Source organism: Streptomyces sp. NPDC001852 (genome assembly GCF_042891825.1).
Classification (GTDB): Bacteria; Actinomycetota; Actinomycetes; order Streptomycetales; family Streptomycetaceae; genus Streptomyces.
This window is the reverse complement of sequence record NZ_JBIATN010000014.1, coordinates 155,244-181,855: the sequence shown is the minus strand read 5'-3', so window position 1 is coordinate 181,855 and position 26,612 is coordinate 155,244. Positions and strand designations below refer to the sequence as shown.

The window sequence follows — 26,612 nt, the reverse complement described above, 5'->3', positions numbered from 1 at the left end:
GGGCTCCTTCAGCTCCCGGTGCCCCGCCGCCCCCACGGCTTGAAGACGGACAGCACGACCAGCGCCAGATACAGCAGCAGCGCGACGGACGGCACGATCACCGTGTTGTAACGGACGGCCCCCAGGTGCATGGCCGCGATCGATCCGGCCGGATGCCGGTCGACCGCGCGCACCGCGTCGTGCAGCCGGGCGGTGAGGGCGAAGACCGAGGCCACCGTCGCCGCGAGGGTCAGCCAGAACTTGGTGGCGACCCAGTAGTGGCGGAACAGGCCCCAGGGCGTGCCGAGGCCCAGCACCACCCCGCTGACCAGGGTGAGCAGGCTCAGCGGGACGACCAGGGCGTCGCCCAGCATCCCCATCGCCCGGTACGCCGTCCGCAGCGTGCCGGCGTCGTCCGTCGCCAGTGCCGTCGCCCCCAGGGTGAGCAGGCAGAGCATCAGCGCCAGCCAGCCGACCGAGGCGACCACATGGACGACGACCCAGCTCTTGCGGGCCCGTGGCGACAATCGACGGCTCACTTCGCTTCCTCCAGGTCCGGGTCCGGGCGCCCGACCAGACTCGCCCGCCGCACCGCCCCGGCGCGTCCGACGGGGGAAGTAACGTCCGCTGCGCCCGGCCGAGTACGCCTACGCGGCGGACACCCCGGCCCCCGGCGACCCGACCGTGCTCGCTCTCCGGTCAGGGCACGAGGACGATCTTCCCGATGGTGCGCCCGGTCTCGATCGCGCGGTGGGCCGCGGCGGCTTCGGACAGCGGGTAGGTTCCCTGGAGCAGGACCCGCAGCCGGCCCGTCTCGATGCGTTCGGTGATGTGCTCCAGCGTTTCCCCCGAGGGCTCGGCGGTGACCCAGACGTAGCGCAGCCCCCGCGCGGCGGCCTCCCGTTCGTCCGTGCCCGGGTCGATCGACGCACCGATGAGCAGGCCGCCCGGCCGGAGCACGTCGAGGGAGCGCGGCCCGTAGGCGCCGCCGACCAGGTCCAGGACGACGTCCACAGGAGCCACGGTGGTCCGGAAGTCGGCGGCCGTGTAGTCGATCAGCTCGTCGGCGCCCAGCTCGCGCAGCAGGCCGTGGTTGGCGGCACGCGCGGTGCCGATGACGTACCCGCCGAGTTCCTTGGCCAGTTGCACCGCGACGTGCCCCACGCCGCCCGCCGCCGCATGGATCAGCACCCGGTCGCCGGGCCGGACCCGCGCCAGCTCGGCGAGCGCCTGCCAGGCGGTGAACGCCACCAGGGGTACGGCCCCCGCGTGCACCAGGTCGAGGTTGGCGGGCGCGGGAGCCAGCGCTCCGGCCGGTGCCACGGTGAACTCGGCGTACGGACCGCGCCGCCCGACCGGGAGCATGCCGTACACCTTGTCACCCGGCGCGAACCGGGTCACGCCCTCGCCGAGCCGCTCGACGACGCCGGAGACGTCGTTGCCCGGCGTCCACGGCAGTTCCACCAGTCCCGGCACCCTGCCCGCCCGGATGACGGCGTCCCCCGGATTCACCCCGGCGCCGGCGACCCGCAGCAGCACCTCCCCGGGGCCGGGTTCGGGCACGTCGGTCTCGGTGTGGGCGAGCACCTCGGGACCGCCGAAGGCGGACTGGACGATGGCGTGCATGCGGCGGCCGGGCATCGGAACTCCTCGTCAGGGGAACGCAGTTCGCGGTGGTTCCATGCTCGGCCCGAGCGATCACCTGCGGAAGAACGCACCTGTCTGATATCGAGGTTCCTCATGGATACCGGCTTCGACCTCAGGAAACACGGTGGCGTGGACGTCTTCCTGCGCGACTGCCCCACCCGTGCCGTGCTGGAACTGATCGCCGGCAAATGGACCATGCTGGTGCTGGTGGCGCTGGAGGACGGCCGTCCCATGCGCTTCGCCGAACTGCGCCGCCGCCTGGACGGCGTCACCCCGAAAGTGCTCACCCAGACCCTGCGCGCCCTGGAACGCGAGGGCCTGCTGACCCGCACCCTGTATCCGACCGTGCCCCCGCGCGTGGAGTACCGGCTGACCGGACTCGGCCGGGAGGTGGGCGGGTTGATCCAGCAGATCACGGACTGGTCGCAGACGAACATCGCCGCGATCCGGGCCGCGCGAGAGGAGTTCGACGCGCGCACGGCTCGTTGTTCACCCTCTGGTGAATCACGGATCAGGTCTTAGGATCGCGGGCATGGTGCTCACCGTGGACGACGTGGACCGCTTCGAGGCGTGCAGGCCGCGGCTGGAGGCCATCGCCTATCGGCTGCTGGGTTCCGCGAGTGAGGCCGAGGACGCCGTGCAGGAGGCGTTTCTGCGCTGGCAGGGTGCCGACGTCGGGCGTATCGAGGTGCCGGAGGCATGGCTGACGAAGGTGCTCACCAACCTGTGCCTCAACCAGCTCGCCTCGGCCCGCGCGCGGCGCGAGACCTATGTGGGCCAGTGGCTGCCCGAGCCGCTGCTCGCCGGGGACCCGATGCTCGGGCCGGCCGACACGGCCGAACAGCGCGAGTCGGTGTCGTACGCGGTCCTCGCCCTGCTGGAGCGGCTGTCCCCGGGCGAGCGGGCGGTGTACGTGCTGCGGGAGGCCTTCGGCTATTCGCACCGGGAGATCGCCGGGATCCTCGACCTCACCGAGGCCGCCAGCCAGCAGATCTTCCACCGGGCCAAGAGGCACGTGGCGGACGGCAGGGCCCGCGCCGAGGTCGACGAGGCCGCCGCCCGGCGGGTCGTCGAGGAGTTCCTCGCGGCCGCGACCAGCGGAAGGACCGAGCCGCTCGTGCGGCTGCTCACCCAGGACGCCGTCTCGGTCGGCGACGGCGGCGGGAAGGTCCCGGCCCGTGCCAAGGCGTTCGAGGGCGCCCTCGCCGTCGCGAAGTTCCTGCGGGGGCTGTTCAAGCCCAGCGAGGCCAAGCGCCGTCTGGTCGGCGGCCCGTCCGAGGTCTACGTCACGACCGCCAACGGCGGCCCCGCCCTGGTCGCCGTCGTCGGCGGCCGGGTCGTGGGCGTCATGTGCCTGGAGGTCACCGCCGAGGGCATCGCCGCCGTCCGCAACCAGGTCAACCCCGACAAGCTGGAACGCGCGACCCGGCAGTGGGCGGCCACCGACCACGGCGACCCCCTGCTCGAGGAGGCCTTCTGATCCCGATGTGAGGTGCTTCACATCGCCTGCCTGTCAGGAAACGGCGGGCCGCCCGGTTCAAGGGGCGAGTCCGCGCAGGACAGGAGACAGGACAGGAGCAGGGACATGCAGCACCGCATCGTCGTTCTCGGAGCCGGATACACCGGAGCCGTCGCCGCCGGGCGCCTCGCCAGGCGGCTGCGCCGCGAAGACGTCGCCATCACCCTCGTCAACGCCGAACCGGACTTCGTCGAACGCGTCCGGATGCACCAACTCGCGGTCGGCCAGGACCTCACGTCCCTTCCTTTCGCCGACATGTTCGCGGGCACCGGCGTCGCGCTGAAGCTCGCGAGGGTCACCGGCGTCGACGTCGACCGCAGGGCCGTCGCCGTCGACGGCGCGAACGGAGCCGAGGAACTGCCGTACGACACCCTCGTGTACGCCCTCGGCAGCGGCTGGGACGACCAGGGTGTCCCCGGCGCCGCGGAGCACGCCGAGCAGATCGCGAGCCGCTCCGGAGCGCTCCGGCTGGGTGAGCGCCTGGCCCGCCTGGACGCCGGGCAGCCGGTGGTCGTGGTCGGCGGCGGCCTCACCGGCCTGGAGGCCGCGACCGAGATCGCCGAGGCCCGTCCGGACCTGGACGTCGCCCTCGTCGCCCGGGGCGGCCTCGGCGACTGGCTCTCGCCCAAGGGCCGCCGGCACCTGCGGAAGGTCTTCGACCGGCTCGGCATCACCGTGCACGAGCACACGGCGGTCACCGGCGTCGAGGCCGACCGCGTGGCCACCGCCGACGGTGCGTGGGTGCCTGCCGCGGTCACCGTGTGGACCACCGGCTTCGCCGTCCACCCGATCGCGCGGGCCACCGCCCTGGAGGTCACCGGCACGGGGCAGATCGTGGTCGACGGGACCATGCGCTCGGTCTCGCACCCGGATGTGTACGCCGTCGGCGACGCGGCCATGGCGATGGGCCCCGGCGACAAGCCGCTGCGGATGTCGTGCGCCTCGGGCGGCTTCACCGCGTGGCAGGCCGCGGACGCCATCGCGGCCCGCCTGACCGGCGGCAAGGTCCCGAACGTACCGATCCGTTACTACAACCAGTGCATTTCGCTGGGCCGCAGGGAGGGCCTGATCCAGTACGTCACCGCCGACGACCGCGCCGTCGGCGCGGCCCTGACCGGACGGCTCGCCGCCGTCTACAAGGAACTGGTCTGCAAGGGCGCGGCCTGGAGCGTCGCCCACCCGACCTTCGGGATGCCGACCCGGCGCCGCCGCGTGGTGCGGGAGCCGGCCGCGGCGGGCGCGACGGTCGCGGCACGGGGCTGACCCCGCCGCATGGCACCCACACCGCCGGCGCCTTCGGCCGGGCACCTCCATCGCGGGGCTCGCGAGGCCCGCCCTCCGGGCGGACGGCGGGAGTTCGACGACAGGGCCCAGTACACCTAGTGCTTCCCGCCGCTCTTTCCGCCGCTCGGCCTGCTCTTCCCGCCCGAGCCGTCCGTGCCGCCGGAGTTGTCTCCGGAGGTGCCGGTTCCGGAGGCGCCGTGGCCCGAGGTGCCGGTGCCGCCCGCCGTGCCCTTGCCGGCGTCTCCCGTGCTCGCCCCGGACTTGCCCTTGTGGGCCGGCGCGCTCGGCTCGGCGCCCGCCCGCTTCAGCTGCTCCGCGCAGTACGCGGCGACCTTGTCCTCGCCGCCGGCGGCCGTGAGGAGCCGCTGCCAGGCGCGCGCCTCGAGCGCCCGGCCCCGGCCCTGGACCTGCTCGTAGGCACGGCAGTGGGCCTCGATGTCCTGGGCGTGGGCCGAGGGGCCCGAACGCCGGGAGCCGCCGGGGGGAGCCGACGGATCCGCACCGCCCGGCCGGACCGGGGCGACCGCCGAGCGGTGCCCGCCCTGCGAGCCGGCATCGGTCCGGTGCGTCGACGGGCCGACGGAGCCGATGGCCGCGACGGCGACGCCACCCAGCGCGAGGCTCGCGAACACCGCGCCGAACGTCATCTTCAGGGGCCGTCGGGTACGCCGCTCCGCGGCCGGGCGCCAGTCGTCCCGCCGCCGGGTACGCGCGTGGTGCGCGCCCGTGGCGCGGGCGTCCCGGAAGGCCGCCAGGGCCCGCTGCTCGGCCCCGGGGTCGAGATCGCCGGGGCGCAGGACGGCGGCCAGTGCCGTCTCCAGCGCGGCGGCGTCAGCCGTGTCCGGCGCGCTGGACACGGCGCCGGACTGCCCACGTCGACGGCCCGGTCGTCCGTCGCCGCTCAGCCGTTCACCCATGTCCGTCTTCCGTTCCCGTCCGTTCCTGTCCGGCCGTTTCGTCTCGTGCGGTGCACCAGGTCGCGTGCGGTGCACCAAGTCGTCCGGGGCACCGGTTCCTTCGGTGCGCCCGCCCCGCTGCCGGTCCGCCGGCCGCTGTCGCAGGAGTCGTTCATGTCGACTCCCCCAGCGTCCGGCAGGCCCCATCCGTCACACCCTTCTCCGTCTCGCCGCCGATGCCCAGTTGGCGCGCGAGCCGTTTCAGGCCTCGGTGGGCCGCGGTGCGCACCGCTCCGGGGCGCTTGCCGAGGACGCGTGCGGCGGCGGGGCCGTCGAGGCCGACCACGACCCGCAGGAGCACCGCCTCGGCCTGGTCCTGCGGCAGGCCACGGACCAGTTCCAGGGCCCGCTCGGTGGAGAGGGACTCCAGCGCCTGCTCATGGGTGCTGTGCGGACCGGGCAGGTCCAGTACGTCCTGCTCGGTCCCGCCCGCCCGGGGCCGCACGCGCTGGCGGCGCAGATGGTCCAGCGCCCGGTGCCGGGCGATGGTCGCGGTCCAGCCGCGGAAGCCGGCGCCGTCGCCCTTGAAGCGTCCGAGGTCGCGGGCTATGTCCAGCCAGGCGTCGGCAGCCACGTCCTCGGCGTCGTCGCCGACGATGCCGTGGAGATAGCCGAGCAGGCCGGGCTGCACGAACCGGTAGGCGACCGCGAAGGCGGCCTCGTCGCCCTCCTGGGCCCGCGCGACCGCCGCGCCCAGTTCCCCGTCGTACGCCTGTACGCGCCGGGGTTGCCGTACCTGGCCCAAGATTGTCCTCGTTCACGCCGGTTCGTGGCCCGTTCGTGGCCCGTTCGTGCCGTCAGTCGCGCACCGGTCGCATCGACGGCCCCATGGTGCTCAGCGTCTGCCCGCACAGAAGTGTCACAACGTACCAGGGGCCGCTGGTGAGGGCCGCAGGTGACAGGTGGCCGCGGTCGGGTGACGTTTCCCGCGGGCCGCGCGCTGGGTGAGTGCCGGGTGCGGTACCGCGCCGGCCGGCCGCTCACCGGCGCCGGTGCCGCAGCCCTTCCCGGACCCCTCTCCGTGTCCCCGCCTCTCCCCCCTTGGGTGGCACGGAGAGGGCTGGGGCGGCCGGGGACCCCGACCACTGCCCAGGGTCCCGGCCGCCCCGCGCGCAGCGCCCCGTCCCCGCCCTGTGATGCTTCGGCGTCCCCCTGCGCTCCTTCGGTCATGAGCGCGTACCTCCGTCTGCGCGCGGTGCCGCCGCCGGCACTGCGCAACAGCTCGACCTGGCTGGAACGGCTTTTCGAGGGCGACTCGGAGACCGTCCGGCGCTACCGGGACCAGGAGCGCATCTACACCGGCGCCCGCCCGCACCCCCCTGCCCAGAACCGGCCCCAGACCCAGGTGGTGCTCGGCGGCCGGCCGGTGTTCCGCGCGGACCGGCACCGACCACCGCTGCTGGTGCTGACCGCGGCCCAGGTCCGCCGGGTGTCCCGGTACCTGGCGAGGGCCGATTTCGACGCGCTGTGGGATTTCGCCCGGGACGCACTGCTGCCCCGCTACGGCGGCGTGCGGGAGGAGCCCGGGACATGGCGCGCGTTCGCGGTGGCGCACCAGGAGCTGACGGCGTTCTACACACGCACCGCCGAATGTGGAGACGCGGTGGTGAAGTGGGTGCCCGAGGAGTGAGGTGTAACAGTTCCGGGCCGCCGCGCTCTGTCCATGCGGACGACCGAGTCGGTCGGCCAGGACAGGGGACACGGCCCGTGCAGTGGATGGACGAGAGCGGCGGAGCCTACGGCGAGGAGCCGTACGGCGGTGCCGGGTATCCGTATGCCCACGGCCACGAGGGCGGCGGCGCCGTCACCGACACGGCCACGCTGTCCTGGGACGCCGCGTGGCAGACGCAGTGGACGTACCCCCTGCCCCCCGTGCCGGAACCGGACCGGAACGCGGCACCGGACGTACCGGTGAGCGAGCCGGCGCGGCCCGTCTTCGTGGACTCCTCGGGGCGACGCCAGCGCCGCGTGCTGCGCGCCTCCCGGCTGCTGATGATCCCCGCCGGCGGCTATGTCGCCCTGCTGATCAGCACCCTGCTGGGCGGCCCCGGCATCAGCGCGCCGTTCGTCCCGCAGCCGGACCCCGCGCATCCGGCGACGCCCCGCCTGAGCGCCCCCGACTCCGCGTCCGGCACCGGCCGCCCGACGGCCGGCGCGCACCCCGCCGCGGTGGGCGCGAACCCCCGCAACCCGGTACGGAAGACCGTGGCCCCGACCACCGCCGCGGCCACGGCCGGCCCCACCGCGACGCATGCCGGGACCACCGCCACGGCCCGCGCCGCCACCCGCCCGCCCTCCTCGAAGGGACGCGCCCTCGGCGCGGCCCACAAGCCCGTGAAGTGAGCCGGGGCCCCGACGTGACCGACCGCCGACGCCGCAAGGCCCCCGTCCGCCGCCACGGCCGCACCCGCCGGATCACCCCCCGCACCCACTGGCTCCTGCTGAGCGTGCTCGCGGTGACCCTGTCGACGGCCCTGCTGCTGCAGGGCTACACCCACCACATGTTCGGGATCACCTCGGACGACGTGACCGGTGCCCGCGGCCGGAGCGACGCGGTGCCCGCCCGGGTGACCCACGGCGGCCCGGTGATCGCGGACGCCTCCTCCGCCGCGCACACCGTCCGGGTGAAGGACCGCACCATCGCCCTCACCTTCGACGACGGCCCCGACCCCGTCTGGACGCCGCGCATCCTCGACGTGCTGCGCCGCAACCATGTGCACGCGACCTTCTTCGTCGTCGGCAGCGAGGTCGTCGACCACCCGGACCTGGTCCGCCGGATGGTCGCCGACGGCCACCAGATCGGCATCCACACCTTCACCCACCCCGACCTGTCCCGCCTCGCCCCCTGGCAGCGTTCCCTGGAACTGCGCGAGACGGAACTGGCGGTGGCCGGCGCGGCCGGGGTCACCACCGCACTGCTGAGGCCGCCGTACTCCTCGTCGAACGCCGCGCTGGACGACGCCGACTGGTCCGTCCTGAAGCAGGCCGACCAGGCGGGTTATGTCACGGTGCTCTCCACCCAGGACGCCGAGGACTGGCAGCGCCCCGGCATCGCCCGCATCCTCGCGAACGCGACCCCGCACGGCCACGCCGGGCAGATCCTGCTGATGCACGACGGCGGCGGTGACCGCTCCCAGACCGTCGCCGCGCTGAACACCCTGATCCCGCGGCTCAAGGCCCGGGGCTTCCGGTTCGCCACGGCCGGCGCCGCCGTCGGCATGGCCGGGCCCGTCCAGAGCGCCGGCCTCGGCGACCACCTCCAGGGGATGGCCCTCATCGCGCTGCTGCGGACCGGTGACTGGGCCGTACGGCTGCTGGGCGTGCTGATGTACGCGGCCGGAGCGATCAGCGTGCTGCGCGCGGCGGTCCTGCTCGTCGCGGCCCGCCGGCACCGAAAGCTGAGGACGGGGCGCCGGGGCCGGTCCTGGGGGCCGCAGGTGACCGAACCGGTCAGCGTCATCGTCCCCGCGTACAACGAGAGCGCCGGAATCGAGGCGGCCGTGCGGTCGCTGATCGCCTCGGACCATCCGGTGGAGGTCGTCGTGGTGGACGACGGCTCCACCGACGGCACCGCGGGCCTGGTGGAGTCGCTCCGGCTGCCGGGGGTGCGGGTGATCCGGCAGGAGAACGCGGGCAAACCGGCCGCGCTCAACACCGGGCTCGCCGCGGCCTCCTGCGAGCTGGTGGTCATGGTCGACGGCGACACGGTCTTCGAACCCGGCACCGTCCGCACCCTCGTCCAGCCCCTCGCCGACCCGCGGGTGGGCGCCGTCTCGGGCAACGCCAAGGTCGTCAACCGCCGTGGCCTGCTGGGTCGTTGGCAGCACATCGAGTACGTGGTCGGCTTCAACCTCGACCGCCGGCTGTTCGACCTCGCCGAGTGCATGCCGACCGTGCCCGGAGCGGTCGGCGCCTTCCGCCGCCGGGCGCTGCTCGCCCTCGGCGGCGTCAGCGACGTCACCCTCGCCGAGGACACCGACCTCACCATGGCGCTGTGCCGCGACGGCTGGCGCGTGGTGTACGAGGAGGGCGCGGTGGCCTGGACCGAGGCACCCGCGTCCCTGAACGCCCTGTGGCGGCAGCGCTACCGCTGGTGCTACGGCACCCTGCAGGCGATGTGGAAGCACCGCGGCGCCCTGGTGCAGCGCGGCGCCGCCGGCAAACTGGGCCGCCGGGGTCTGGGGTACCTCCTCCTCTTCCAGGTCCTGCTGCCGCTGCTCGCGCCGGTCGTGGACATCTTCGCCGTGTACGGCCTGGTCTTCCTCGACCCGCCCCGGGTCGCCGGCCTGTGGCTGGCCTTCGTGCTGCTGCAACTCGGCATGGGCCTGTACGCCTTCCGCCTGGACGGCGAGCGCCCCGGCCCGCTGTGGAGCCTGCCGCTGCAGCAGTTCGTCTACCGGCAGCTGATGTATCTGGTGGTGATCCAGTCCGTCTTCACCGCCGTGTCCGGCTCGCGCCTGCGCTGGCAGCGCATGGAGCGCTACGGCAGCCTGCCGTCGGCTCCGGTGGCCCCGTCGCCCCCGCCGGCCCGGTACTGAGAGGAACGTGATCCGAGCCCATGAGCGGAACCCGGCGCCGACCGCCGCGGCGCACCGGCTCCGGCAGCCGTGCGGCGGGCGCCCGCGGCAGGCGTCGCAGCGGCACGCAGAAACGTTGGATCGACTATCCGCGCGCCGGCCGGACCGGCCCGCGCCGCTGGCTGCCGTCGTGGCGGCAGGTGCTCGCGTCGCTGCTGTTCTGCGTCGGCGGACTGGCCGCGGCCGTCGGGTACGCCTACGCCACGACCACCATCCCCGACCCGAACCCCTCGACGCTGCTGCAGAACAACGTCTACTACTGGTCCGACGGCACCGTGCTGGCGACCGACGGCAGCGTCAACCGGGAGAACGTCACCCTGGCACAGGTCCCCAAGGACGTGCAGGCGGACTTCATCGCCGCCGAGAACGCCTCCTTCTACACCGATCCGGGCATCGACCCGCAGGGCATCGCGCGCGCCCTCGTGCACATGGCCGAGGGCGGCGACGTCCAGTCCGGATCGACCATCACCCAGCAGTTCGTGAAGAACACCTACCTCGACCAGTCGCAGACGCTCTCCCGCAAGTTCAGGGAACTGCTGATCTCCGCCAAGATCGGCGCGAGCATGAGCAAGCAGCAGATCCTCCAGGGGTATCTGAACACCTGCTACTTCGGCCGCCAGGCCAACGGCGTCCAGGCCGCGGCCCGCGTGTACTACGGCCTCCCGGTCGAGAAGCTCACCGTGAGCCAGGGCGCGTTCCTCGCCGCCGCGGTCAACGAACCGAGCCTCTTCCAGTACGCCGACGCCGACCCCCGGGCCCGGTCGCAGGCGCAGGCCCGCTGGTCCTGGGTGCTCGACCGGATGGTCACGACGGGCAGCCTGACGCAGGCGCAGCGCGCCCGCATCGCGGCGGCCGGCTTCCCGGCGCCCAGGAAGTGGGCCCCCGGCTCGGGACTCACCGGCCAGGCCGGCTATCTGGTCCAGCTGGCCCGGTCGTACGTCCAGGCCCACGACCCCGGCATCACCGACAGCGGCCTGAGCAGGGGCGGCTACCAGATCCACACCACCTTCGACAGGAAGAAGACGGCGGAACTGGCCAAGGCCGTCGCGCAGGTGCGCGCCGAGCGCCTCGACCCCGCCCACCGGGCCGCCGACCGGGACGTCCAGGCCGGCGCCGCCTCGGTGGACCCCGCGACCGGCCGGATCGTGGCCGTCTACGGCGGCCTCGGCTACCAGCAGGCCCACTACGCGGACAACGCCGACACCTCGGGCGTCCCGGTGGGCTCGACCTTCAAGCCGGTCGTCCTCGCCTCCGCGCTGCAGTACGGGGCCGTCCTGAAACCCGGCACGACGCCGGCGCCCATCACCCCGGCGAGCAGGTTCAACGGCGACGACGGCATCCAGATCAAGGACCGCCAGGGCAACTACGTCACCGACGACAAGGACCCCACCGGCCTCCTGCACCAGCACAACGACACCTCGCACCGCTGGGGGTACATCTCGCTGCGCACGGCGATGGAGCAGTCGGTCAACACGCCGTACGTGCAGCTGGGCGAGGACGTCGGCTACGGCGACGTGGCCGGTACGGCGAAGACCCTGGGCCTGCGCCCGGAGAGCCTCGCCGCGCCCAGCGCCGGCTTCTACATCGGCACCTCCACCCCGAGCGCGATCCGCATGGCGGGCGCCTACGCGACGTTCGCCGCGTCCGGGATGCGGGCCACGCCGTACTCGGTGACCGAGGTGACCCACGACGGGGCGGTCCTGCCCGGATTCACGGTCCCCGCTCCGGTACGGGCCCTGCCGGCGGCGGTCGCCGACAACGTGACCGACGTTCTCAGGGGCGTCATCGCCCGGGGCACCGGCACCAGGGCACGGGCCCTCGGCCGTACGGCGGCGGGCAAGACCGGGACCACCGACGACTACCGGTCGGCCTGGTTCATCGGCTACACCCGGCAACTCGCCACGTCCGTCGTCCTGTTCAAGGAGGACCCGGCCCACCCCCAGCTGCAGTCCCTGGCCGGTGTCGGCGGTCTGCAGAAGGTGTTCGGCGGGGACATCCCGACGGAGATCTGGACCCGGTACATGCGCGATGCCCTGGCCGGGCTGCCCGACCTCCCGTTCCCGGCCCCGGCGTCCCTCGGCCACGGCAGCGACGAGCCGGGAGTCCCCTCACCCTCGCCCACCCGGGCCCCTGCCAAGCACCCCGGCGGCAGACCGGGCAAACGGACGACCACCACGGCCGCCCCCAAACCGGGGCCGCCCTCGACCGGGACCAAGTGCCGCCCGCACAAGTGCCGTTGACAGCACACCGCCCCGCCGGAAGACCGGCGGGGCGGTGCGAACTGTCCGGTTGCGCGGGTTACTTGGTGAAGGCGGCGACGCCGTTCGGGGTGCCGAGCCCCGTCGGTCCGTCGTAGCCCTTGCCCGCCTTGCACAGGTAGTTGCTGCAGGACCCGTTGGAGCCGTCGGTGACGTCGTTCAGCTTGTCCGGGTGGGCGTAGGGGTAGGACGCCGGGGTGTCGCCGGAGCCCGGGGCGCCCGCGAGCGCGTAGACGCCGGCGACGAACGGCGCGGAGGCACTGGTGCCGCCGTACACGTTCCAGCCGTTGGCCTGGTAGGTGTCGTAGACGGCGAGACCGGTGGCCGGGTCGGCGACGGCCGCGACGTCCGCGACGGCGCGCTTGGCGCAGTCGGTGTCCTTCTGCCAGGACGGCTTGGCGTCGAACTGCGAGCAGCCCGAGCCCGCTCCCTCGCCGCCGGCGGACGTGCCCCACACCGACTCGGACCAGCCGCGGGTGCTGCTGTCCTTCTTGAGCGAGGTGCCGCCGACGGCCGTCACGTACTGCGAGGCGGCCGGGTACTCGGTGCCGTAGCCGTTGTCGCCGGAGCTGACGGTGATGGCGACGCCGGGGTGCTTGAAGTACTTGTCGTCCGCCTGGGTGTCGGCGGCCTCCTCGCCGCCGCCGTAGCTGTTGGAGACGTACTTGGCGCCCTGCTTGACGGCCTGGTTCACGGCCGCGCCGAGGTCGTCCATGTTCGCGGACTTGGCCTCGACGAGCAGGATGTGGCACTGCGGGCAGGCCGCGCTGACCATGTCGACGTCGAGGGAGATCTCACCGGCCCAACCGGAGTCGGGGGTCGGGTAGTTGGTGCCGCCGTCCTGGTCGATCTTCTTGAAGCAGCCGTTGCTCGTGCTGCACTCCGGCAGGCCGTACTGGGACCGGTAGGCCGCCAGGTCCTTCTCGGCGTTCGGGTCGTCGTTCGCGTCGACGATCGCGACGGTGGCGCCCTTGCCGCCGTCCTTGGGCAGGTTGTAGGCGGCCTGCAGGTCGGCCGGCCCGAAGCCCTTGGGGGTGTCGTGGCGGCCGAGGGACTTCTGCGGCGCGAGGTCGGTGCGGACGACCGCCTGGCAGGCCATGTAGCCGGGCTTGGTCGGCTCGGAACACAGCGGGCGGGTGTGCACCGTGGAGGTCGTGGTCGATGCGGCGGCCGTCGTGTGCGCTGCGGTGGTGGTCGTGGCGAAGGCCGACGACTGGGTGGCGACGGCCAGGCCGCCGGTGATCAGAGCTGCGGCAGACAGGAGCACGGGCGCGCTGCGGCGTATCGGGTTCCTTCTGCGATGGGAATGCAAAGAACTGCCCTCCGTGGGGGGATGGGTGGCACCACGACGGCGGCCGGAAACCTGTATGTCATCAGGAACATGACAAGCGGTTTCCGTTGGGGGTAGCCGTGTGGAGCCGCTTCCGGGCATGCTGTCAGTTGCTGTCACCACGATCAGTGGTGGCTGTGTACGAGGTTATGGAGAATTTGCCGAAGAGAACAGAGGCAGTTGGTAAAACCTTGCCCTCAACTCCTCGGCGGCGACCGGTACGTTGTGCAGCCATGGAGCTTGAAGACGGAACCATCAACGACCTGATGTCGCTGGGTCTGGCCCGGTACGAGGCGCGGGTCTACCTGACCCTCATCAGGCGTGGTTCTTACACGGCCGCCGAGGTGGCCCGCGAGGCCGACGTGCCGCGCCAGCGCGTGTACGACGTCCTGGACGCGCTCGTACGACGGCAACTCGCCACCACCCGCCCCGGCCGGGTGGCCACGTACTCCGCCGTCACGCCCGAACTGGCCCTCGCCCGCCTGATGGCCGCGCAACGGGAGACCGTCGACCGACTGGAGCGCGTCTCCCAGGACTTGGCCGGCATCCTCCAACCCCTGTGGTCCCAGGGGCGGGACCACACCGACCCGCTGGACTACATCGAGATCCTGCGCGACCCGAAGGCGATCGCCGAACGCTTCGCGGACATCCAGCGGCAGGCCCGGCACGAACTGCTCACCTTCTGCAAACCGCCGTTCGTCGCCCCCACCGAGAACGCGGACGGCCTGGCGGTGGTCCACCGGCTCCACCGGTCGGGCGGCACCGTCCGCGCGATCTACCTCGACGACGCTCTGGACGATCCCGAGACGGTGGACCACGTACGGCGTTTCGCCGCGGCGGGCGAGGAGGCCCGCTTCGCCCCCGAACTCCCCCTGAAACTCGTCATCGCCGACGCGTCCCTCGTCCTGTGCGACATGCCCGACCCGGTGGCCGGAACCGACTCCACCACCACCCTCTTCATCGAACACCCGGCCCTGGCGGGCTGTTTGCGGCTCGCTTTCCACACGGTGTGGAGAGACGCGGCACAGAGACCGGAGCAGGATGCACCGGGGCCTCTCACCTGAGCGGGCGCGCCCCCGGATGGCGCTGCCGATGAGCGCTGTGGTGCATATCGGATTAGCCTCCGAAAGGAGCGCGAAATGGATCTTTCGACGGTGCGCTCCACTCGACCCAAGGAGGACACATGCGCCAGCTCTCCAAGGCCGCTGCGGCGGCTGCGGTCATCGCTAGCGTGAGCTTCATAGCCACCGGCACCGCCACCACCGCCGCCACCGCCGCCACCGCGCGAGGCGCGGTCGTGCATCGCGGCGGGTGCATCGACATCCTGGGTGAGGTGGGCATCGCCAACGGCATCGCCGGCAACTTGCTGAACGGCGAGGGAAATCCAGGCGCGCAGTTCACGGATTGCTAGCTGTCTTCATGTGAGAAGTGGATGCCGAAGGCCCCGGACCGCGACCGGTCCGGGGTCTTTGCGTGGGCCGGAGGGGTGTACGGGTACGGCCAAGCGGGGCACGTGCGGACGCCGCACCGCGCGGGGTTCCGCCGCCTCGAAGGCTTCCTCGCCTAGGGTCACGCCCGTCACACAGTGTGAGGAAATGATATGAGAAGCGTGATTGAAGCTTTGCGTAATCCGCGGCGCCCCCTTGTGCTCGGCGCAGTGCTGACCGTCGCGCTCGTCGTGCAGTCAGCCGTACTCATCGCCCAGCAGATGCGGATCGACGATCTGCAGGCACAGCCCGTCGGCCTCCAGGAGCGCCTCCAGGCCGCTCCGTCCGGCCCGCCCGGTCCCCCTGGTCCTCCCGGCCCCATCGGTCCGCCGGGGAAGGACGGGAAGGACGGGCAAGACGGCAAAGACGGGACTGAGGGTCGTTCCGGCAAGGACGGGAAGGACGGCAAGGACGCTGTCTGCCCGCCGGCGTCGAGCTAGTCGCCTCCGTCGGTTGCGGACAACACCCCTTCACCTTGGCGTCACACAGCATGAGGAGCGATGTGAACAGCGAAAACGAGGCGCGGCGTGGCCCGCGGCGCCGCCTTGTGCTCGGTGCGGTGCTGACTGTCCTGCTGGCCGCGCAGGCAGCCGCACTCATCGGCCACCAGCAGCGGCTCGACGAGCTCCAGGCCCGGCGCATCGACCTCCAGGGGAACGGCATCACACCCGGCCTGGTCGGCCCCTCGGGTCCCTCCGGTCCGCCCGGCCCCACCGGCCCGACAGGCAGACCGGGGCGGCACGGGCATGACGGCCATCCCGGCAGGAGAGGTCGTCGCGGCCCGAGGGGAAGGGACGGCGCGCCCGGGCGGGTCATCTTCGCCAAGCCGTCGTCGAGCGCGCAGCACAAGCAGGCTGAGCGCGACGAGGACGACTAGGACGACGAGGACGACTGGGAGCTGAGGCGGGCCCGGTTCACAGCCCGAACAGCCCTGCCGCGTTGTCGTGGCACACCGCCCGCAGCCACTCCCGGCCGAGATCCAGGCGCTCCAGGGCGTGCAGCTGGTGCGCGTAGCGGTAGGGGATGTTGGGGAAGTCGGAGCCGAGCAGGATGCGGTCGCCGAGCCCGGCGATCCGGGGCAGGGCCCGGCGCGGGAACGGCAGGAACGCCTCGGTGAAGTCGGTGAACGCCATCGTCGTGTCCAGCCGCACCTCGTCGTACCGCTCGGCGAGGCCGAGGAACTCCTCGTACTCGGGCATGCCCAGATGCGCGACGACCAGCCGCAGCCTCGGGTGCCGGGCCAGCACCCGCGCGATCGGCCCGGGACCGGTGTGCTTGCCCGGCGCGGGCCCGGAGCCGCAGTGGATCACCACGGGGATCCGCGCCTCGGCCAGCAGCCCCCAGACCGGCTGGAGAAGTTCGTCGGCCGGATCGTAGTCCCCGACCTGCACATGCGCCTTGAACACGCGCGCGCCCGCCTCGACCGCCTCGCGGACGTAAGTCTCGGCACCCGGCTCGGGGTAGAGCGTCGCGGTGTGCAGACAGCCAGGGGTGCGGCGGGCGAACCCGACCGCCCAGTCGTTCAGCCGGCGGGCCATGCCGGGCTTGTGCGGGTAGAGCATCGCGGTGAAGGCCCGGACGCCGAACTCCCGGAGCAGCGAAGCGCGTTCGGCCTCCTCCCGCCGGTAGGTGATCGGCCACTCCAGCCCGCCGATCAGCGGCCCGTTCGCGTCGAAGTACTCCCAGACCTTGTGCAGGACACGCTCGGGCATGAAGTGCGTGTGCACGTCGATGAGCCCGGGAAGACCGAGCCGGCCCCAGAAACGGCGGACCTCATCGGCCTCGGCGGGGTCGACGGGCGCGGTGCGGTGATCGTCCATGTGCTCACGATCGGCCTTCGCGGCGCGGAGGGTCCACCCCTTTCCGGCCGCCGGAGTCGATCCCTGACCGGGTAGTACCCCGGTACCACGTGCCCCGCGCTGTTCAGTCCCCGGTACCACCGGATCCGGGCGGTCGCGGACCTAGCGTGGCGGAGGAGGCGTCGGGCGTGCCGGGCGCCGGAGTCCGAGAGAGAGAACGCGAATGATCGAGGCACAGCAGCTCACCAAGAGGTACGGGGAGAAGACCGCCGTCGACGGCCTGGACTTCACCGTGAAGCCGGGTACGGTGACCGGATTCCTCGGCCCCAACGGAGCGGGCAAGTCCACGACGATGCGCATGATCGTCGGGCTCGACGCGCCGACGAGCGGCTCCGTCACGGTGAACGGCCACCGCTACGCCCGCCATCAGGCGCCGCTGCAGGAGGTCGGCGCGCTCCTGGAGGCGAAGTCGATCCACCCGGGCCGCTCGGCCTACAACCACCTCCGGGCCCTCGCGCTGACCCACGGCATTCCGCGCCGCCGGGTCGACGAGGTCGTCGAACTCGCCGGTCTCGGCAGTGTCGCGAAGAAGCGGGCGGGTGCCTTCTCCCTCGGCATGGGACAGCGGCTCGGCATCGCGGCCGCGCTGCTGGGCGACCCGCAGACGGTGATGCTGGACGAGCCCGTGAACGGACTGGACCCCGAGGGCGTCCTCTGGATCCGCAATCTGCTGACGTCGCTCGCCGCCGAGGGACGGACGGTGTTCGTCTCCTCGCACCTGATGAGCGAGGTGGCGCTGGTCGCGGACCACCTGATCATCGTCGGCCGGGGACGGCTGCTGGCCGACACGACCGTACGGGACCTGGTCCGCGAGGCGGGCGGCGACACCGTCAAGGTCGCGACGGACGACCCCGCACGGCTGCGGGACGTGCTGGCCGGGCCGGGCGTGGAGATCACCGGCCGCGTCGGCACGGAGGAACTGCAGGTCACCGGGGCGTCCGCCCGGGAGATCGGGCTGAAGGCGGCCGAGCACGGGATTCCGCTGTTCGAGCTGACCACGAAGGCGGTGTCGCTGGAGGAGGCATTCATGGAACTGACCAGGGACGCCGTGGAGTACCACGGCTCCACGACCGGCGCCGACACCTCCGGGAGCGCGGCATGAGCACCCTCACGGCGACACCCGAGACCCCCGAGTCCGCCCCGGCGGCCGAGGCCCGCCCCGCCTACCGGGTGACCGGACGGCGCGTGCTGGCCTCGGAGTGGGCCAAGCTCTGGTCCCTGCGCTCCACCTGGATCACCCTCGGCCTGGGCCTGCTGTTCCTCGTGGCCTTCGGCGTCATCGCGGCGAGCCACTACAAGTCCAACCTCGACTCCGGCCGGCACATGGACCGCGACTTCGCCACCGCGACGGCCGTGAGCCTGTCCCTGTTCGGCACGAACTTCGCCCAGCTCGCGCTCGGCGTGCTCGGCGTGCTGGTCACGGCGGGCGAGTACTCCACCGGCATGATCCGCTCCACCCTCGCGGCCGTACCGCGCCGGCTGCCCGTGCTGTGGTCCAAGGCCGCCGTGTACGGACTGGTCGCCCTGGTGGTCGCGACCGCCGGCGCGTTCGTCGCCTTCCTCGTCGGCAGCTCGATCGTGTCCGGCACGCCCGCCGCGATGGGCCTCTCCCACGCCGGCGTCGTACGCAGCCTGCTGGGCGCCGGGCTCTACCTGGGCCTGGTCGGCGTGATCGGCGCCGCCCTGGGCGCGCTGCTGCGGTCCGTGGCCGGCGGCATCTCGGTGCTGGTCGCCGCCCTCATGCTGGTGCCCGGACTGGTCTCCCTGCTGCCCACCTCGTGGCAGGGCGACATCGACCCCTACCTGCCGAGCCACGCGGGCGAGTCGATCTTCGCGCTGACCCATGACTCCACCACCCTGTCGCCCTCCGCCGGACTGCTGGTCTTCCTCGGCTGGACGGCACTGGCGCTGGCCGGGGCGGCGTACCGGCTGCTGCGCAGCGACGTCTGAGCGAGGGCACCCGCATCACGGGCGCGCATCATGGACGGGTGAGTTCCATGACCACCGACGATCTCAGCGGGATGGGGCCGCTGGTCGCCCGGCTCGGCCGGGCCGGCCAGCGGCTCCGGCACGCCGACCAGGCCCGCCCGTGGGTGCTGGACACCGCGGTGGTGGTGCTGGTCTTCCTGATGTTCTGCCTGCCGGACCTGCTGCACGGCCACGGGTTCGGCGGGGACGGCGACGGCCGGCGCCGCTTCCGCCTGGCGTTCACCGAGCTGCCCGTGGCCGGCATGCTGGCCCTGCAGCTCGGGCTGGTGCTGCCGCTGCTGTGGCGGCGGCGGGCGCCCGCGGTGGCCTTCGGCGCCGTCGCGGCCGTGTTCGTCGTCCAGTGGTCCCTCGGCGCCGCACTCCGTGCGGACGTGGCCCTCTTCGTCGCCCTGTACAGCCTGACCCTGCACGGGCGGCTACGGCAGCTGCCCTGGGCCTGTGTGGTCATGGCGGGTGCGCTGGGCCTGGTCGCGGCGCGGGTCTCGGCGGCGGTCTCGGTCTGGGACGCGCTCTTCTTCCTGCTGAGCACGGCGACCGCGGCCCTCGCGCTCGGCCTGATGGTCCGCATCAGGCGGGCGCAGCTGGCCGGGCTGCGGGACCGCGCGGCCCGGCTGGAGATCGAACGCGACCAGCGGGGCAGGCTCGCCGTCGCGGCCGAGCGGGCCCGGGTGGCGCGGGAGATGCACGACATCGTCGGCCACAACCTGTCCGTCATCATCACCCTCGCCGACGCGGGAGCCTATGCCGCCGGCGCCGCTCCGGAACGGGGCGAGGAGGCCCTGCACCTCATCGGGGACACCGGCCGCCAGGCTCTGGGCGAACTGCGCCGGGTGCTCGGTGTGCTGCGTGAGGCGGACGGTCCGCCGGCCGAACCCGAGCTGAGCCCGCAGCCCGGCCTCGCGGACATCGACGCGCTGTGCGAGGGAGTGCGCGCCGCCGGCCTGGAGGTCGTCTACCGTACGGCCGGAGACACCGACGCCCTCGACAGCGGAGTGCAGCTCACGGTCTACCGCATCGTGCAGGAGGCCCTGACGAACACCCTCAAGCACGCCGGGGTCGGCGCGCGTGCGAACCTGGCGATCGTCGTGGAGGACGCGCGGCTGACCATCACCGTCCAGGACTCCGGCCCGCTCGGCCCGGCCGGCCGTCCCCGCACGGCGAACGAGGAAGGACACGGCCTGGTGGGCATGCGGGAACGAGCGGCGCTCTACGGAGGGCACGTCAGTGCGAGCCCCGCGGGTGCGGGCTGGACGGTACGGGCCGACCTCGACCTCACTCCCGAGGACGGTGCCCGGTGACCACCGTGCTCGTCGTGGACGACCAGCCGCTGCAGCGGTACGGCTTCCGCATGCTCCTGGACTCCGTGCCCGGGACCGAGGTGGTCGGGGAGGCGGCCCATGGCGCCGAAGCGGTGCGCAAGGCCGCCGAACTCCGTCCGGACGTCGTGCTCATGGACGTACGGATGCCCGGCATGGACGGCATCGAGGCCACGCGCCGCATCGTCGCCGCCGGCGATCGTTCCCGTGTCCTCGTCCTGACCACCTTCGACATCGACGAGTACGTGTACGCCGCGCTGCGCGCCGGAGCCAGCGGCTTCCTCCTCAAGGACGCCCGCCCCGAGGAACTCCTGGCCGGCATCCGCGCGGTGGCCGTCGGAGACGCCGTGATCGCCCCCGCGCTCACCCGCCGCCTCCTGACCGAGTTCGCCCGTCTCGTGCCACCCGCGGGTGAGGGCTCCGCCGAGGACCCGCGACTGGCCTCCCTCACCGACCGCGAACGCGAGATCCTCGTCGCCATCGGCAAGGGGTGGAGCAACGGTGAGATCGCCGCGCACTTCGTCCTGTCGGAGTCCACGGTGAAGACCCACGTCGGCCGCGTCCTGTCCAAGATCGGCGCCCGCGACCGCATCCAGGCCGTGATCTTCGCCTACGACCACGGCCTGGCCCGACCCCAGTCGGGCTGACGCGGGCCGGCCCGCCCACCCGTGGGCGAGCCGGCCGGCCGCTTCCGGAGCGGCGGCCCGGCGCGCGGGAGAACGAGCCCTGACCGCCGGGTGTCCCCGCTCGCTCGGCCGGAGCGGTCAGGCGGGCCCTCGGGCCGGTTCGTGGTTTCGGGGTGGGCCGTCGCAGCGGCGGACCTCCACCCGGCCCGCGTCGCCGAGCGGCATCCGTTGCGCCCAGCCCAGCGCCTCCTCCTCGGAGGGGACGTCGATGATCCAGAGCCCGCCGACCTCCAGCACCCCTTCACCGGCGCGCCCCTCCTGTTCGGCGCAGGCCGGGCGGGCGAGCCGCGCCCCGTAGACGATCCTGACGCCGGCCTCCGCCATCGCGCGGCCGTACGCGCGGTTGGCGGTGAAGCGCTCCTCGCGTTCCCGCGGGGTCATCCGGTCCCAGTCCGTCTCCTGCCCGAAGACCAGCAGCGCGAATTCCATGGTCGTCTCCTCTCCTGTCCCTCGGGCTACATCTGACGGCTCGCCAGGCGGGCGAAGAGCCCGTCCCGGTCGGCGAGCAACTCTTCGTACCGGCCCTGCTGGACGACCCGGCCCTGGTCCATGACGATGATCCGGTCGGCCTCGGCGACCGTGGAGAGCCGGTGCGCGATCACCACCCGGGTGGCGTTCAGACGCCGGGTGCTCTCGGTGACCAGGCGCTGGGTCGGGTTGTCCAGTGCGCTGGTGGCCTCGTCGAAGAAGACGATGCGGGGCCGGGAGACCAGCGCGCGGGCGATCATCAGGCGCTGGCGCTGGCCGCCGCTGAGGGTGCTGGTGCCCTCCGAGAGCACGGTGTTCATGCCCATCGGCAGGGCCGCGATGTCCTTGTCGATCCCGGCCATCTCGGCCGCCGCCCAGGCGTCGTCCAGGGTGTGGTCGGTGCTGCCGACGATGTTGGCCTTGATGTCCCCGGCCAGCAGCGCCCCGTGCTGCAGCACCACGCCGCACTGCCGGCGCACCGCCGAGACCTCCAGCTCGCCCAGGTCCTGTCCGTCGTAGAGCACCGTCCCGCTCTCCGGCCGCTCGAAGCCGAGCAGCAGCCGCAGCACCGTCGACTTGCCGCTGCCGGACGGTCCGACGATCGCCACGAACTCGCCGGGCTCGATGGTCAGGGTGACGTCCTGCAGGGCGGCCGGGCCGTCCTGGCCGTAGCGGAAGGTGACATGGCTCAGGCCCAGCCGGCCGGACAGGTCACCCGGGTCCGCCTTGGTGTCGTCCACCTCCGGCCTGCCCTGAAGGATCGGCCGCAGCCGCTCCAGCATCGGCACCACGCCCAGGGCGGTGACGGCGGCCGAGGTGAACTGCAGGCTCGAGGCGATCAGCAGATTGAACGCGGTGAAGAAGGAGAGGAAGACCGGGATCGGGACCTCGCCGTGCAGCGGGCCGGCGATCACGCCGAAGACGACCACCGAACACACCAGGGGGAAGCCGGAGTTGAAGGTGGTGACCGCGTTCTGGATCCGGCGTGCGGAGGCGGCCAGGCCGCGTCCCCTGCCGAACTCCGCCGCCCACACCCCGAACACCCGGTCCTCGGCCGCGGCCACCCGCAACTTCGGTACGGCGGTGAGCAGTTGGAAGACACGCGCGGACATCGACTGCTCGTGCGTGTACAGCCGCCGCTGCCAGCGCAGCTCCAGCCGCCCGGCGAGCAGCCCGAAACCGGCGCCGAACAGCACCAGCGCGGTCGCCAGGCCCGCCAGCCGCAGATCGTAGAAGTAGACCAGCACCAGGTTGGCCAGGCCGGTGAGCAACCCGAGCGTCGCGGTGGTCATCATCCCCGACAGGGTCTCCTGCGCCGCGCTGACGCCCAGCACGGTCGTCCCCAGTTCCCCGGTGGAGTAGCCGGAGAAGAACGACGCGGGCAGCGAGAGCAGCCGGGTCCAGACCCCCACCTGCATGGCGGCGGTCGAACGGCTCTCGATGCGCAGCACGGCGATGTTCTGCACCACGGAGAGCGCGGCGACGGCCATCGCGGACCCGATCACCACCACCGCTCCCTCGGTGATCAGGCTGCGCTGGGCGTGGGCCACGAAGGTGCCGAGCACCGCACCCGTCATCACCGGGACCAGCAGCCCGATCACCGCGACCATCACGGCCATCCCCGCGAACATCCACAGGTCGCGCCGGTTGTTGCGCATCCCGAACCGCAGCAGCCCGCCGACCGTGCGCACGGTGAGCGGCAGCGGCCGGTAGAGGACCGTCGCCTTGTTCTGCAGCTCGCCGGCGAGTTCGGGGGTGAGCGGGGTGACCGTGCCGTTCTCGGCCAGGACGTAGCGGCCGCTCACCGGCAGCAGCGCGACCGCGTCGCCGCCGACCTTGCGGTAGCCGACCATGGGGCCGAGGTCCCCGCGCCACCAGCGGCCGTCGAGCCGGACGGTACGGGTGCGGACGCCCGAGGCGAGGGCGATGGCCTGGAGCTCGTCCAGATGCCGGTCGTGTCCGCCCGCCGCCACCGGCGCCTTCACGGTGAAGCCCTGGTGCCCGGCGACCAGCCGGGCCGCCGCCAGGGTCGGCGGGTCGCCGGCGGCGTCACCGATGCGGACCCGTGAGGACGTGTCGTGCAGGATGGACTCGAAGCCGCGTGCGGAGTGCGCCAGGGTGCCGGCGTCACGCTCCCGGCGGGCGGCGAGCAGGTCGGTCTCGGCCGCGCGCCGGGTCGCCACCCGGCGGTCCACGGTGTAGAGCAGCCGGCCGCAGTGCGTCTGCAGCCGTGCCCACAGCTCGCCCCCGTCGAGCAGTTCGGGCAGCGAACGGGCGCTCACGGTGGCGGCGCTGCTCGCGACGAGCCAGTCCCGCTCGGTGAGGCACACGTCCGCACCCGCCGTGAGCTCGCCGTCCGCCCCCTCGGGCAACTCGACGGTGCCGTCCTCGATCCGCACCCACTGCACCCCGTCCACCGAGCGCAGCGCCTGTCCCTTCTTCAGGGTGGTGGGCCCGGTGGTGGACAGCGGGGTGAAGTCGCGCGGTGGCAGTGTGTCGCGCAGGGCACCGGCGAGCGCCGTGATGCCCTTGGCGAGTCCGCCCAGGAACTGGTCCACGGCCTGCTGCTGTTCGGACAGGGGCAGGGCGCGGGCGGCGGCCCCGGCCGCGGTGGCGCACGGGCGTCCCAGCGCCGCGAGTCCCTCGGTCCAGGCGGTGGCCAGGAAGGAGACCTCGGCGCCGAGCACCGGGCGGGCCACGATGCCGTGCAGCGGGCCGGCGGGTGCGCCGGGCAGCAGGGTGCCGGCCTCGATCCGGCACAGGAAGTGCCAACGGCCGCTGGGTTCCCGGTCGGAGAGCCGGACCGCGAACAGGTCGACGGCGCCGGCCAGCACGAGCAGCATCCGGTCCGGGTCGTCCAGGACCAGGTAGCGGTCCGCCTGCTGGTCCACCGGATCGGCCGCCCCGGTGAAGAACGCGGCGAAGGCACAGCCGGCGGGGGCTGTTGCGGTGACGGTGGCCTTGTCGGTGACGGCGGTGCTCACAGCTCGTCCTCCTCCTCGCGCCGCGCGGACTCGATGAGGGCGGTGTAGTGCCCGCCCAGCGCCAGCAGCTCCTCGTGGGTGCCTCGTTCGACGATCCGGCCCTGCTGCAGTACGACGATCTCGTCGGCGTCGCGGACCGTGGAGAGCCGGTGGGCGATGATGAGGCAGGCGCAGCCCCGCCGGCGCAGGTTGTCCATGATGGTGCGCTCGGTCTCCGGGTCGAGCGCGCTCGTCGCCTCGTCCAGCACCAGCAGGGTGGGTTCCGTGGCGAGTGCTCTGGCCAGCTCCAGGCGCTGGCGCTGCCCGCCGCTGAAGTTGCGTCCGCCCTCCAGGACCGGGCTGTGGACACCGCCGGGACGGGTCATCACGGTGTCGAAGACGGCCGCGTCGCGCAGTGCCGCGGTGACCGCCTCGTCGGGCACGTCGTCGTTCCACAGCGTCAGGTTGTCGCGGACGGTGCCCTCGAAGAGGGAGATGTCCTGGTCGACGTAGGCGAGCGAGGCGGCCAGCACGGTGCGCGAGATCTCCTCGCGGGGCCGGCCGTCGAGCAGGATCCGCCCCTCGCCGGGGGCGTAGAGCCCGGTCAGCAACCGGCCCAGGGTGGACTTTCCGCTGCCCGACCCGCCGACCACGGCGACCCGGCGGCCCGGCACCACGGTCAGGCTCAGGTCCTTGAGCACCGGTTCCGACAGCGGGCTGTAGCTGAAGCTGACGTTCTCGAACTCCAGCGTGCCGTCGAGTTTCGCGGTGGCCGGCGGGTCGGCGGTGGCGAAGCAGGCGGCCACCGGGTAGCGCTCGACGTCGTACAGCCGCTTGATGTCGGCCGTGACGTCCTGCAACCGGCCGCCCAGGTTGGTCAGTTGGGCGACCGGGCGGCTGAGCGCGGACAGCAGCGTCTGGAAGGAGACCAGCAGGCCCACGCTCATCGCTCCGTCCACCACCCGCTGCCCGCCCACCAGCAGGATGAGACCGCTGTTGAGGGCGGCCAGCATCGGGGGCACCACGGTGAGCACCGCGCTGGGGATGCCGAGCTTCTGCTTGGCGGAGACCACCTTGGCCAGGAAGCCGGCCCAGCGGCTGAAGGCCTCCGGTTCGGCGCCGGTCGCCTTGACCGTCTCGATCAGCGACAGGGTGGTGAAGGTGGTCGCCGTCAGATTGCCGCGGTCCGTGCGCAGGGCGGCCACCGCGTCCGTGCGGGCGCGGGAGACGGCGTGCAGCACGACGACGTTGAGCAGCGCCATGCCCACCCCGATGACCCCGAGCAGGACGTCGTAGCGGATCAGGACCGCCGCGTAGAAGAGCACCAGACCCAGGTTGATCACGGTCAGCGCGAGGTCCCGGGACAGGATCTCGGCGACCGTGTCGTTGCCGGCCACCCGCTTGGCCACCTCGGCGGGGCGCCGCTGCAGGAAGAAGTCCACGGGCAGCCGCAGCAGATGGCGGAAGAACCGGGCCGAACTCACCAGCCCCATCCGGATCTCCAGCCGCAGCAGGTAGTGCCGCTGCACCGAGGTCAGGATGAAGACCGCCACCGACGTCAGGGTCATGGCGACCAGCAGCGGGAGGAGATAGCCGCTCCCGCTGCCGGCCAGTACGCGGTCGATGAAGACCCGGGTGTAGGCGGGGATCGCGATGCCCGGGACGACCAGCAGCAGACTGGCCATCAGCACCAGCGGCATCGCCCGGCCGGTCGGCAGCCGCCGCTCCAGCAGCGCGCGCCCGACACCGCCTCTGCTGCCCCCGGGCCGGAAGTCCGGGCCCTTCTCGAAGGACAGCACGATCCCGGTGAAGCCGGAGTCGAACTCCTCCCACTCCATCAGCCGCGGCCCGCTCGCCGGATCGTTGACCGCGACGACGGTACGGCCGTACCGGGTACGGATCCCCTCGACCACCATGAAGTGCTGGAAGGCCCAGAAGACGATCACCGGGCCGGTCAGGTCGCGCAGCCGGTCGGCCTCCGTCTGGTAGCCGCGGGCCGTCAGGCCGTAGGTGCGGGCGGCGGAGAGCAGCGTGGAGGCGCGGGCGCCGTCCCGGGACACCCCGCACACGCCGCGCAGGTCCTCCAGCGGAACGTGGCGGCCGTGGTAGGCGAGGATCATGGCGAGGCTGGCCGCGCCGCACTCCACCGATTCCATCTGCAGGACGGTGGGAACGGCGTGCCGCCAGCGGCGGGGCCGCCGGGGCCGGCGGCCCGCAGGACGGGGCCCGCCGGGCCCGGGGGTGCCGCCGGGGCCCGGCCCCGGCGCGTCCCGCCGGGTCTCAGGCATCGTGGA

At 72.9% G+C, this 26,612-nt stretch carries 24 protein-coding genes; 15 read left to right on the top strand and 9 right to left on the bottom strand.

Going from position 1 to position 26,612, the window contains the following annotated elements; all coding sequences use genetic code 11:
- Positions 1 to 8 precede the first annotated feature (8 nt).
- Both ACFYZB_RS24915 and ACFYZB_RS24910 read right to left on the bottom strand, forming a co-directional pair.
- Positions 9 to 518, bottom strand: a complete 510-nt coding sequence (locus ACFYZB_RS24915) for a DUF2269 domain-containing protein (RefSeq protein ID WP_388762463.1) — start codon at positions 516 to 518, stop codon at positions 9 to 11.
- A gap of 160 nt (positions 519 to 678) precedes the next feature.
- Positions 679 to 1,620: an NADP-dependent oxidoreductase gene (locus ACFYZB_RS24910; protein WP_388762461.1), complete on the bottom strand. Its 942-nt coding sequence runs from the start codon at positions 1,618 to 1,620 to the stop codon at positions 679 to 681.
- A gap of 99 nt (positions 1,621 to 1,719) precedes the next feature.
- Here ACFYZB_RS24910 and ACFYZB_RS24905 point away from each other — a divergent pair, with 99 nt between their 5' ends.
- The 3 genes from ACFYZB_RS24905 to ACFYZB_RS24895 all read left to right on the top strand — a co-directional run bounded on the left by ACFYZB_RS24905 (position 1,720) and on the right by ACFYZB_RS24895 (position 4,408).
- Positions 1,720 to 2,148 carry a winged helix-turn-helix transcriptional regulator gene (locus ACFYZB_RS24905; protein ID WP_388762459.1) on the top strand — a complete coding sequence of 143 codons (429 nt, stop codon included), beginning with the start codon at positions 1,720 to 1,722 and terminating at the stop codon, positions 2,146 to 2,148.
- Positions 2,149 to 2,158: 10 nt separating this feature from the next.
- Positions 2,159 to 3,106, top strand: a complete 948-nt coding sequence (gene sigJ, locus ACFYZB_RS24900) for an RNA polymerase sigma factor SigJ (RefSeq protein WP_388762456.1) — start codon at positions 2,159 to 2,161, stop codon at positions 3,104 to 3,106.
- Positions 3,107 to 3,211: 105 nt separating this feature from the next.
- Positions 3,212 to 4,408, top strand: coding sequence for an NAD(P)/FAD-dependent oxidoreductase (locus ACFYZB_RS24895; protein ID WP_388762453.1), 1,197 nt, complete (start codon positions 3,212 to 3,214; stop codon positions 4,406 to 4,408).
- Between the two features lie 116 nt (positions 4,409 to 4,524).
- On the opposite strand, the gene ACFYZB_RS24890 is transcribed toward ACFYZB_RS24895, so the two are convergent.
- On the bottom strand, positions 4,525 to 5,346 hold the full coding sequence (locus tag ACFYZB_RS24890) for a hypothetical protein (RefSeq protein ID WP_388762450.1): 822 nt from the start codon (positions 5,344 to 5,346) through the stop codon (positions 4,525 to 4,527).
- 151 nt (positions 5,347 to 5,497) lie between these two features.
- Positions 5,498 to 6,130 carry an RNA polymerase sigma factor gene (locus tag ACFYZB_RS24885; protein WP_388762447.1) on the bottom strand — a complete coding sequence of 211 codons (633 nt, stop codon included), beginning with the start codon at positions 6,128 to 6,130 and terminating at the stop codon, positions 5,498 to 5,500.
- A gap of 423 nt (positions 6,131 to 6,553) precedes the next feature.
- On the opposite strand from ACFYZB_RS24885, the gene ACFYZB_RS24880 reads away from it, so the two are divergent.
- The 4 genes from ACFYZB_RS24880 (at position 6,554) to ACFYZB_RS24865 (ending at position 12,202) form a co-directional block, all read left to right on the top strand.
- Positions 6,554 to 7,015: a DUF1877 family protein gene (locus tag ACFYZB_RS24880; RefSeq protein WP_388762445.1), complete on the top strand. Its 462-nt coding sequence runs from the start codon at positions 6,554 to 6,556 to the stop codon at positions 7,013 to 7,015.
- A gap of 77 nt (positions 7,016 to 7,092) precedes the next feature.
- Positions 7,093 to 7,728 carry a hypothetical protein gene (locus ACFYZB_RS24875; RefSeq protein WP_388762442.1) on the top strand — a complete coding sequence of 212 codons (636 nt, stop codon included), beginning with the start codon at positions 7,093 to 7,095 and terminating at the stop codon, positions 7,726 to 7,728.
- 14 nt (positions 7,729 to 7,742) lie between these two features.
- Positions 7,743 to 9,923 (top strand): bifunctional polysaccharide deacetylase/glycosyltransferase family 2 protein, encoded by a 2,181-nt coding sequence (locus ACFYZB_RS24870; protein WP_388762440.1) that lies wholly within the window; start codon positions 7,743 to 7,745, stop codon positions 9,921 to 9,923.
- A gap of 20 nt (positions 9,924 to 9,943) precedes the next feature.
- Complete coding sequence (locus ACFYZB_RS24865) at positions 9,944 to 12,202, top strand: transglycosylase domain-containing protein (protein WP_388762438.1); 2,259 nt, start codon at positions 9,944 to 9,946, stop codon at positions 12,200 to 12,202.
- A gap of 58 nt (positions 12,203 to 12,260) precedes the next feature.
- Here the strand turns inward: ACFYZB_RS24865 and ACFYZB_RS24860 are convergent, their stop codons facing one another.
- Positions 12,261 to 13,487: a S8 family serine peptidase gene (locus tag ACFYZB_RS24860; protein ID WP_388762435.1), complete on the bottom strand. Its 1,227-nt coding sequence runs from the start codon at positions 13,485 to 13,487 to the stop codon at positions 12,261 to 12,263.
- Between the two features lie 296 nt (positions 13,488 to 13,783).
- Here ACFYZB_RS24860 and ACFYZB_RS24855 point away from each other — a divergent pair, with 296 nt between their 5' ends.
- The 4 genes from ACFYZB_RS24855 to ACFYZB_RS24840 all read left to right on the top strand — a co-directional run bounded on the left by ACFYZB_RS24855 (position 13,784) and on the right by ACFYZB_RS24840 (position 15,914).
- Complete coding sequence (locus tag ACFYZB_RS24855; protein WP_388762433.1) at positions 13,784 to 14,614, top strand: TrmB family transcriptional regulator; 831 nt, start codon at positions 13,784 to 13,786, stop codon at positions 14,612 to 14,614.
- A gap of 119 nt (positions 14,615 to 14,733) precedes the next feature.
- The gene (locus ACFYZB_RS24850) at positions 14,734 to 14,961 is read left to right on the top strand and encodes a hypothetical protein (protein WP_388762431.1); all 228 of its coding nucleotides are present in this window, start codon (positions 14,734 to 14,736) and stop codon (positions 14,959 to 14,961) included.
- 189 nt (positions 14,962 to 15,150) lie between these two features.
- Positions 15,151 to 15,477, top strand: coding sequence for a hypothetical protein (locus ACFYZB_RS24845; RefSeq protein WP_388762428.1), 327 nt, complete (start codon positions 15,151 to 15,153; stop codon positions 15,475 to 15,477).
- A gap of 62 nt (positions 15,478 to 15,539) precedes the next feature.
- Complete coding sequence (locus tag ACFYZB_RS24840; protein WP_388762426.1) at positions 15,540 to 15,914, top strand: hypothetical protein; 375 nt, start codon at positions 15,540 to 15,542, stop codon at positions 15,912 to 15,914.
- Positions 15,915 to 15,951: 37 nt separating this feature from the next.
- Here ACFYZB_RS24840 and ACFYZB_RS24835 read toward each other — a convergent pair whose 3' ends face one another.
- On the bottom strand, positions 15,952 to 16,857 hold the full coding sequence (locus ACFYZB_RS24835) for an amidohydrolase family protein (RefSeq protein ID WP_388762424.1): 906 nt from the start codon (positions 16,855 to 16,857) through the stop codon (positions 15,952 to 15,954).
- Positions 16,858 to 17,059: 202 nt separating this feature from the next.
- Here ACFYZB_RS24835 and ACFYZB_RS24830 point away from each other — a divergent pair, with 202 nt between their 5' ends.
- From ACFYZB_RS24830 to ACFYZB_RS24815, 4 genes are read left to right on the top strand one after another with little or no spacing between them, the layout of a single operon-like run.
- Positions 17,060 to 17,998 carry an ATP-binding cassette domain-containing protein gene (locus tag ACFYZB_RS24830; RefSeq protein WP_351209611.1) on the top strand — a complete coding sequence of 313 codons (939 nt, stop codon included), beginning with the start codon at positions 17,060 to 17,062 and terminating at the stop codon, positions 17,996 to 17,998.
- Positions 17,995 to 18,846, top strand: coding sequence for an ABC transporter permease (locus ACFYZB_RS24825; RefSeq protein ID WP_388762421.1), 852 nt, complete (start codon positions 17,995 to 17,997; stop codon positions 18,844 to 18,846). The genes ACFYZB_RS24830 and ACFYZB_RS24825 overlap by 4 nt, the downstream gene beginning before the upstream one ends.
- Positions 18,847 to 18,893: 47 nt before the next feature.
- On the top strand, positions 18,894 to 20,183 hold the full coding sequence (locus ACFYZB_RS24820; protein WP_388762419.1) for a sensor histidine kinase: 1,290 nt from the start codon (positions 18,894 to 18,896) through the stop codon (positions 20,181 to 20,183).
- Positions 20,180 to 20,848: a response regulator transcription factor gene (locus ACFYZB_RS24815; protein ID WP_351209617.1), complete on the top strand. Its 669-nt coding sequence runs from the start codon at positions 20,180 to 20,182 to the stop codon at positions 20,846 to 20,848. The genes ACFYZB_RS24820 and ACFYZB_RS24815 overlap by 4 nt, the downstream gene beginning before the upstream one ends.
- A gap of 117 nt (positions 20,849 to 20,965) precedes the next feature.
- Here ACFYZB_RS24815 and ACFYZB_RS24810 read toward each other — a convergent pair whose 3' ends face one another.
- From ACFYZB_RS24810 to ACFYZB_RS24800, 3 genes are read right to left on the bottom strand one after another with little or no spacing between them, the layout of a single operon-like run.
- Positions 20,966 to 21,316, bottom strand: coding sequence for a YciI family protein (locus tag ACFYZB_RS24810; RefSeq protein WP_388762416.1), 351 nt, complete (start codon positions 21,314 to 21,316; stop codon positions 20,966 to 20,968).
- Positions 21,317 to 21,342: 26 nt separating this feature from the next.
- Positions 21,343 to 24,339 (bottom strand): NHLP bacteriocin export ABC transporter permease/ATPase subunit, encoded by a 2,997-nt coding sequence (locus tag ACFYZB_RS24805; RefSeq protein ID WP_388762414.1) that lies wholly within the window; start codon positions 24,337 to 24,339, stop codon positions 21,343 to 21,345.
- Positions 24,336 to 26,474, bottom strand: a complete 2,139-nt coding sequence (locus ACFYZB_RS24800) for an NHLP family bacteriocin export ABC transporter peptidase/permease/ATPase subunit (RefSeq protein WP_388762412.1) — start codon at positions 26,472 to 26,474, stop codon at positions 24,336 to 24,338. The genes ACFYZB_RS24805 and ACFYZB_RS24800 overlap by 4 nt, the downstream gene beginning before the upstream one ends.
- Positions 26,475 to 26,612: the final 138 nt, after the last annotated feature.

Coding starts and splice junctions, on each gene's coding strand:
- ACFYZB_RS24910 (WP_388762461.1), bottom strand. CDS start 1,620: ATGCCCGGCCGCCGCATGCACGCCATCGTCCAGTCCGCCTTCGGCGGT.
- ACFYZB_RS24905 (WP_388762459.1), top strand. CDS start 1,720: ATGGATACCGGCTTCGACCTCAGGAAACACGGTGGCGTGGACGTCTTC.
- sigJ (WP_388762456.1), top strand. CDS start 2,159: ATGGTGCTCACCGTGGACGACGTGGACCGCTTCGAGGCGTGCAGGCCG.
- ACFYZB_RS24895 (WP_388762453.1), top strand. CDS start 3,212: ATGCAGCACCGCATCGTCGTTCTCGGAGCCGGATACACCGGAGCCGTC.
- ACFYZB_RS24890 (WP_388762450.1), bottom strand. CDS start 5,346: ATGGGTGAACGGCTGAGCGGCGACGGACGACCGGGCCGTCGACGTGGG.
- ACFYZB_RS24880 (WP_388762445.1), top strand. CDS start 6,554: ATGAGCGCGTACCTCCGTCTGCGCGCGGTGCCGCCGCCGGCACTGCGC.
- ACFYZB_RS24865 (WP_388762438.1), top strand. CDS start 9,944: ATGAGCGGAACCCGGCGCCGACCGCCGCGGCGCACCGGCTCCGGCAGC.
- ACFYZB_RS24855 (WP_388762433.1), top strand. CDS start 13,784: ATGGAGCTTGAAGACGGAACCATCAACGACCTGATGTCGCTGGGTCTG.
- ACFYZB_RS24850 (WP_388762431.1), top strand. CDS start 14,734: ATGCGCCAGCTCTCCAAGGCCGCTGCGGCGGCTGCGGTCATCGCTAGC.
- ACFYZB_RS24845 (WP_388762428.1), top strand. CDS start 15,151: ATGAGAAGCGTGATTGAAGCTTTGCGTAATCCGCGGCGCCCCCTTGTG.
- ACFYZB_RS24835 (WP_388762424.1), bottom strand. CDS start 16,857: ATGGACGATCACCGCACCGCGCCCGTCGACCCCGCCGAGGCCGATGAG.
- ACFYZB_RS24830 (WP_351209611.1), top strand. CDS start 17,060: ATGATCGAGGCACAGCAGCTCACCAAGAGGTACGGGGAGAAGACCGCC.
- ACFYZB_RS24825 (WP_388762421.1), top strand. CDS start 17,995: ATGAGCACCCTCACGGCGACACCCGAGACCCCCGAGTCCGCCCCGGCG.
- ACFYZB_RS24820 (WP_388762419.1), top strand. CDS start 18,894: ATGACCACCGACGATCTCAGCGGGATGGGGCCGCTGGTCGCCCGGCTC.
- ACFYZB_RS24810 (WP_388762416.1), bottom strand. CDS start 21,316: ATGGAATTCGCGCTGCTGGTCTTCGGGCAGGAGACGGACTGGGACCGG.
- ACFYZB_RS24800 (WP_388762412.1), bottom strand. CDS start 26,474: ATGGAATCGGTGGAGTGCGGCGCGGCCAGCCTCGCCATGATCCTCGCC.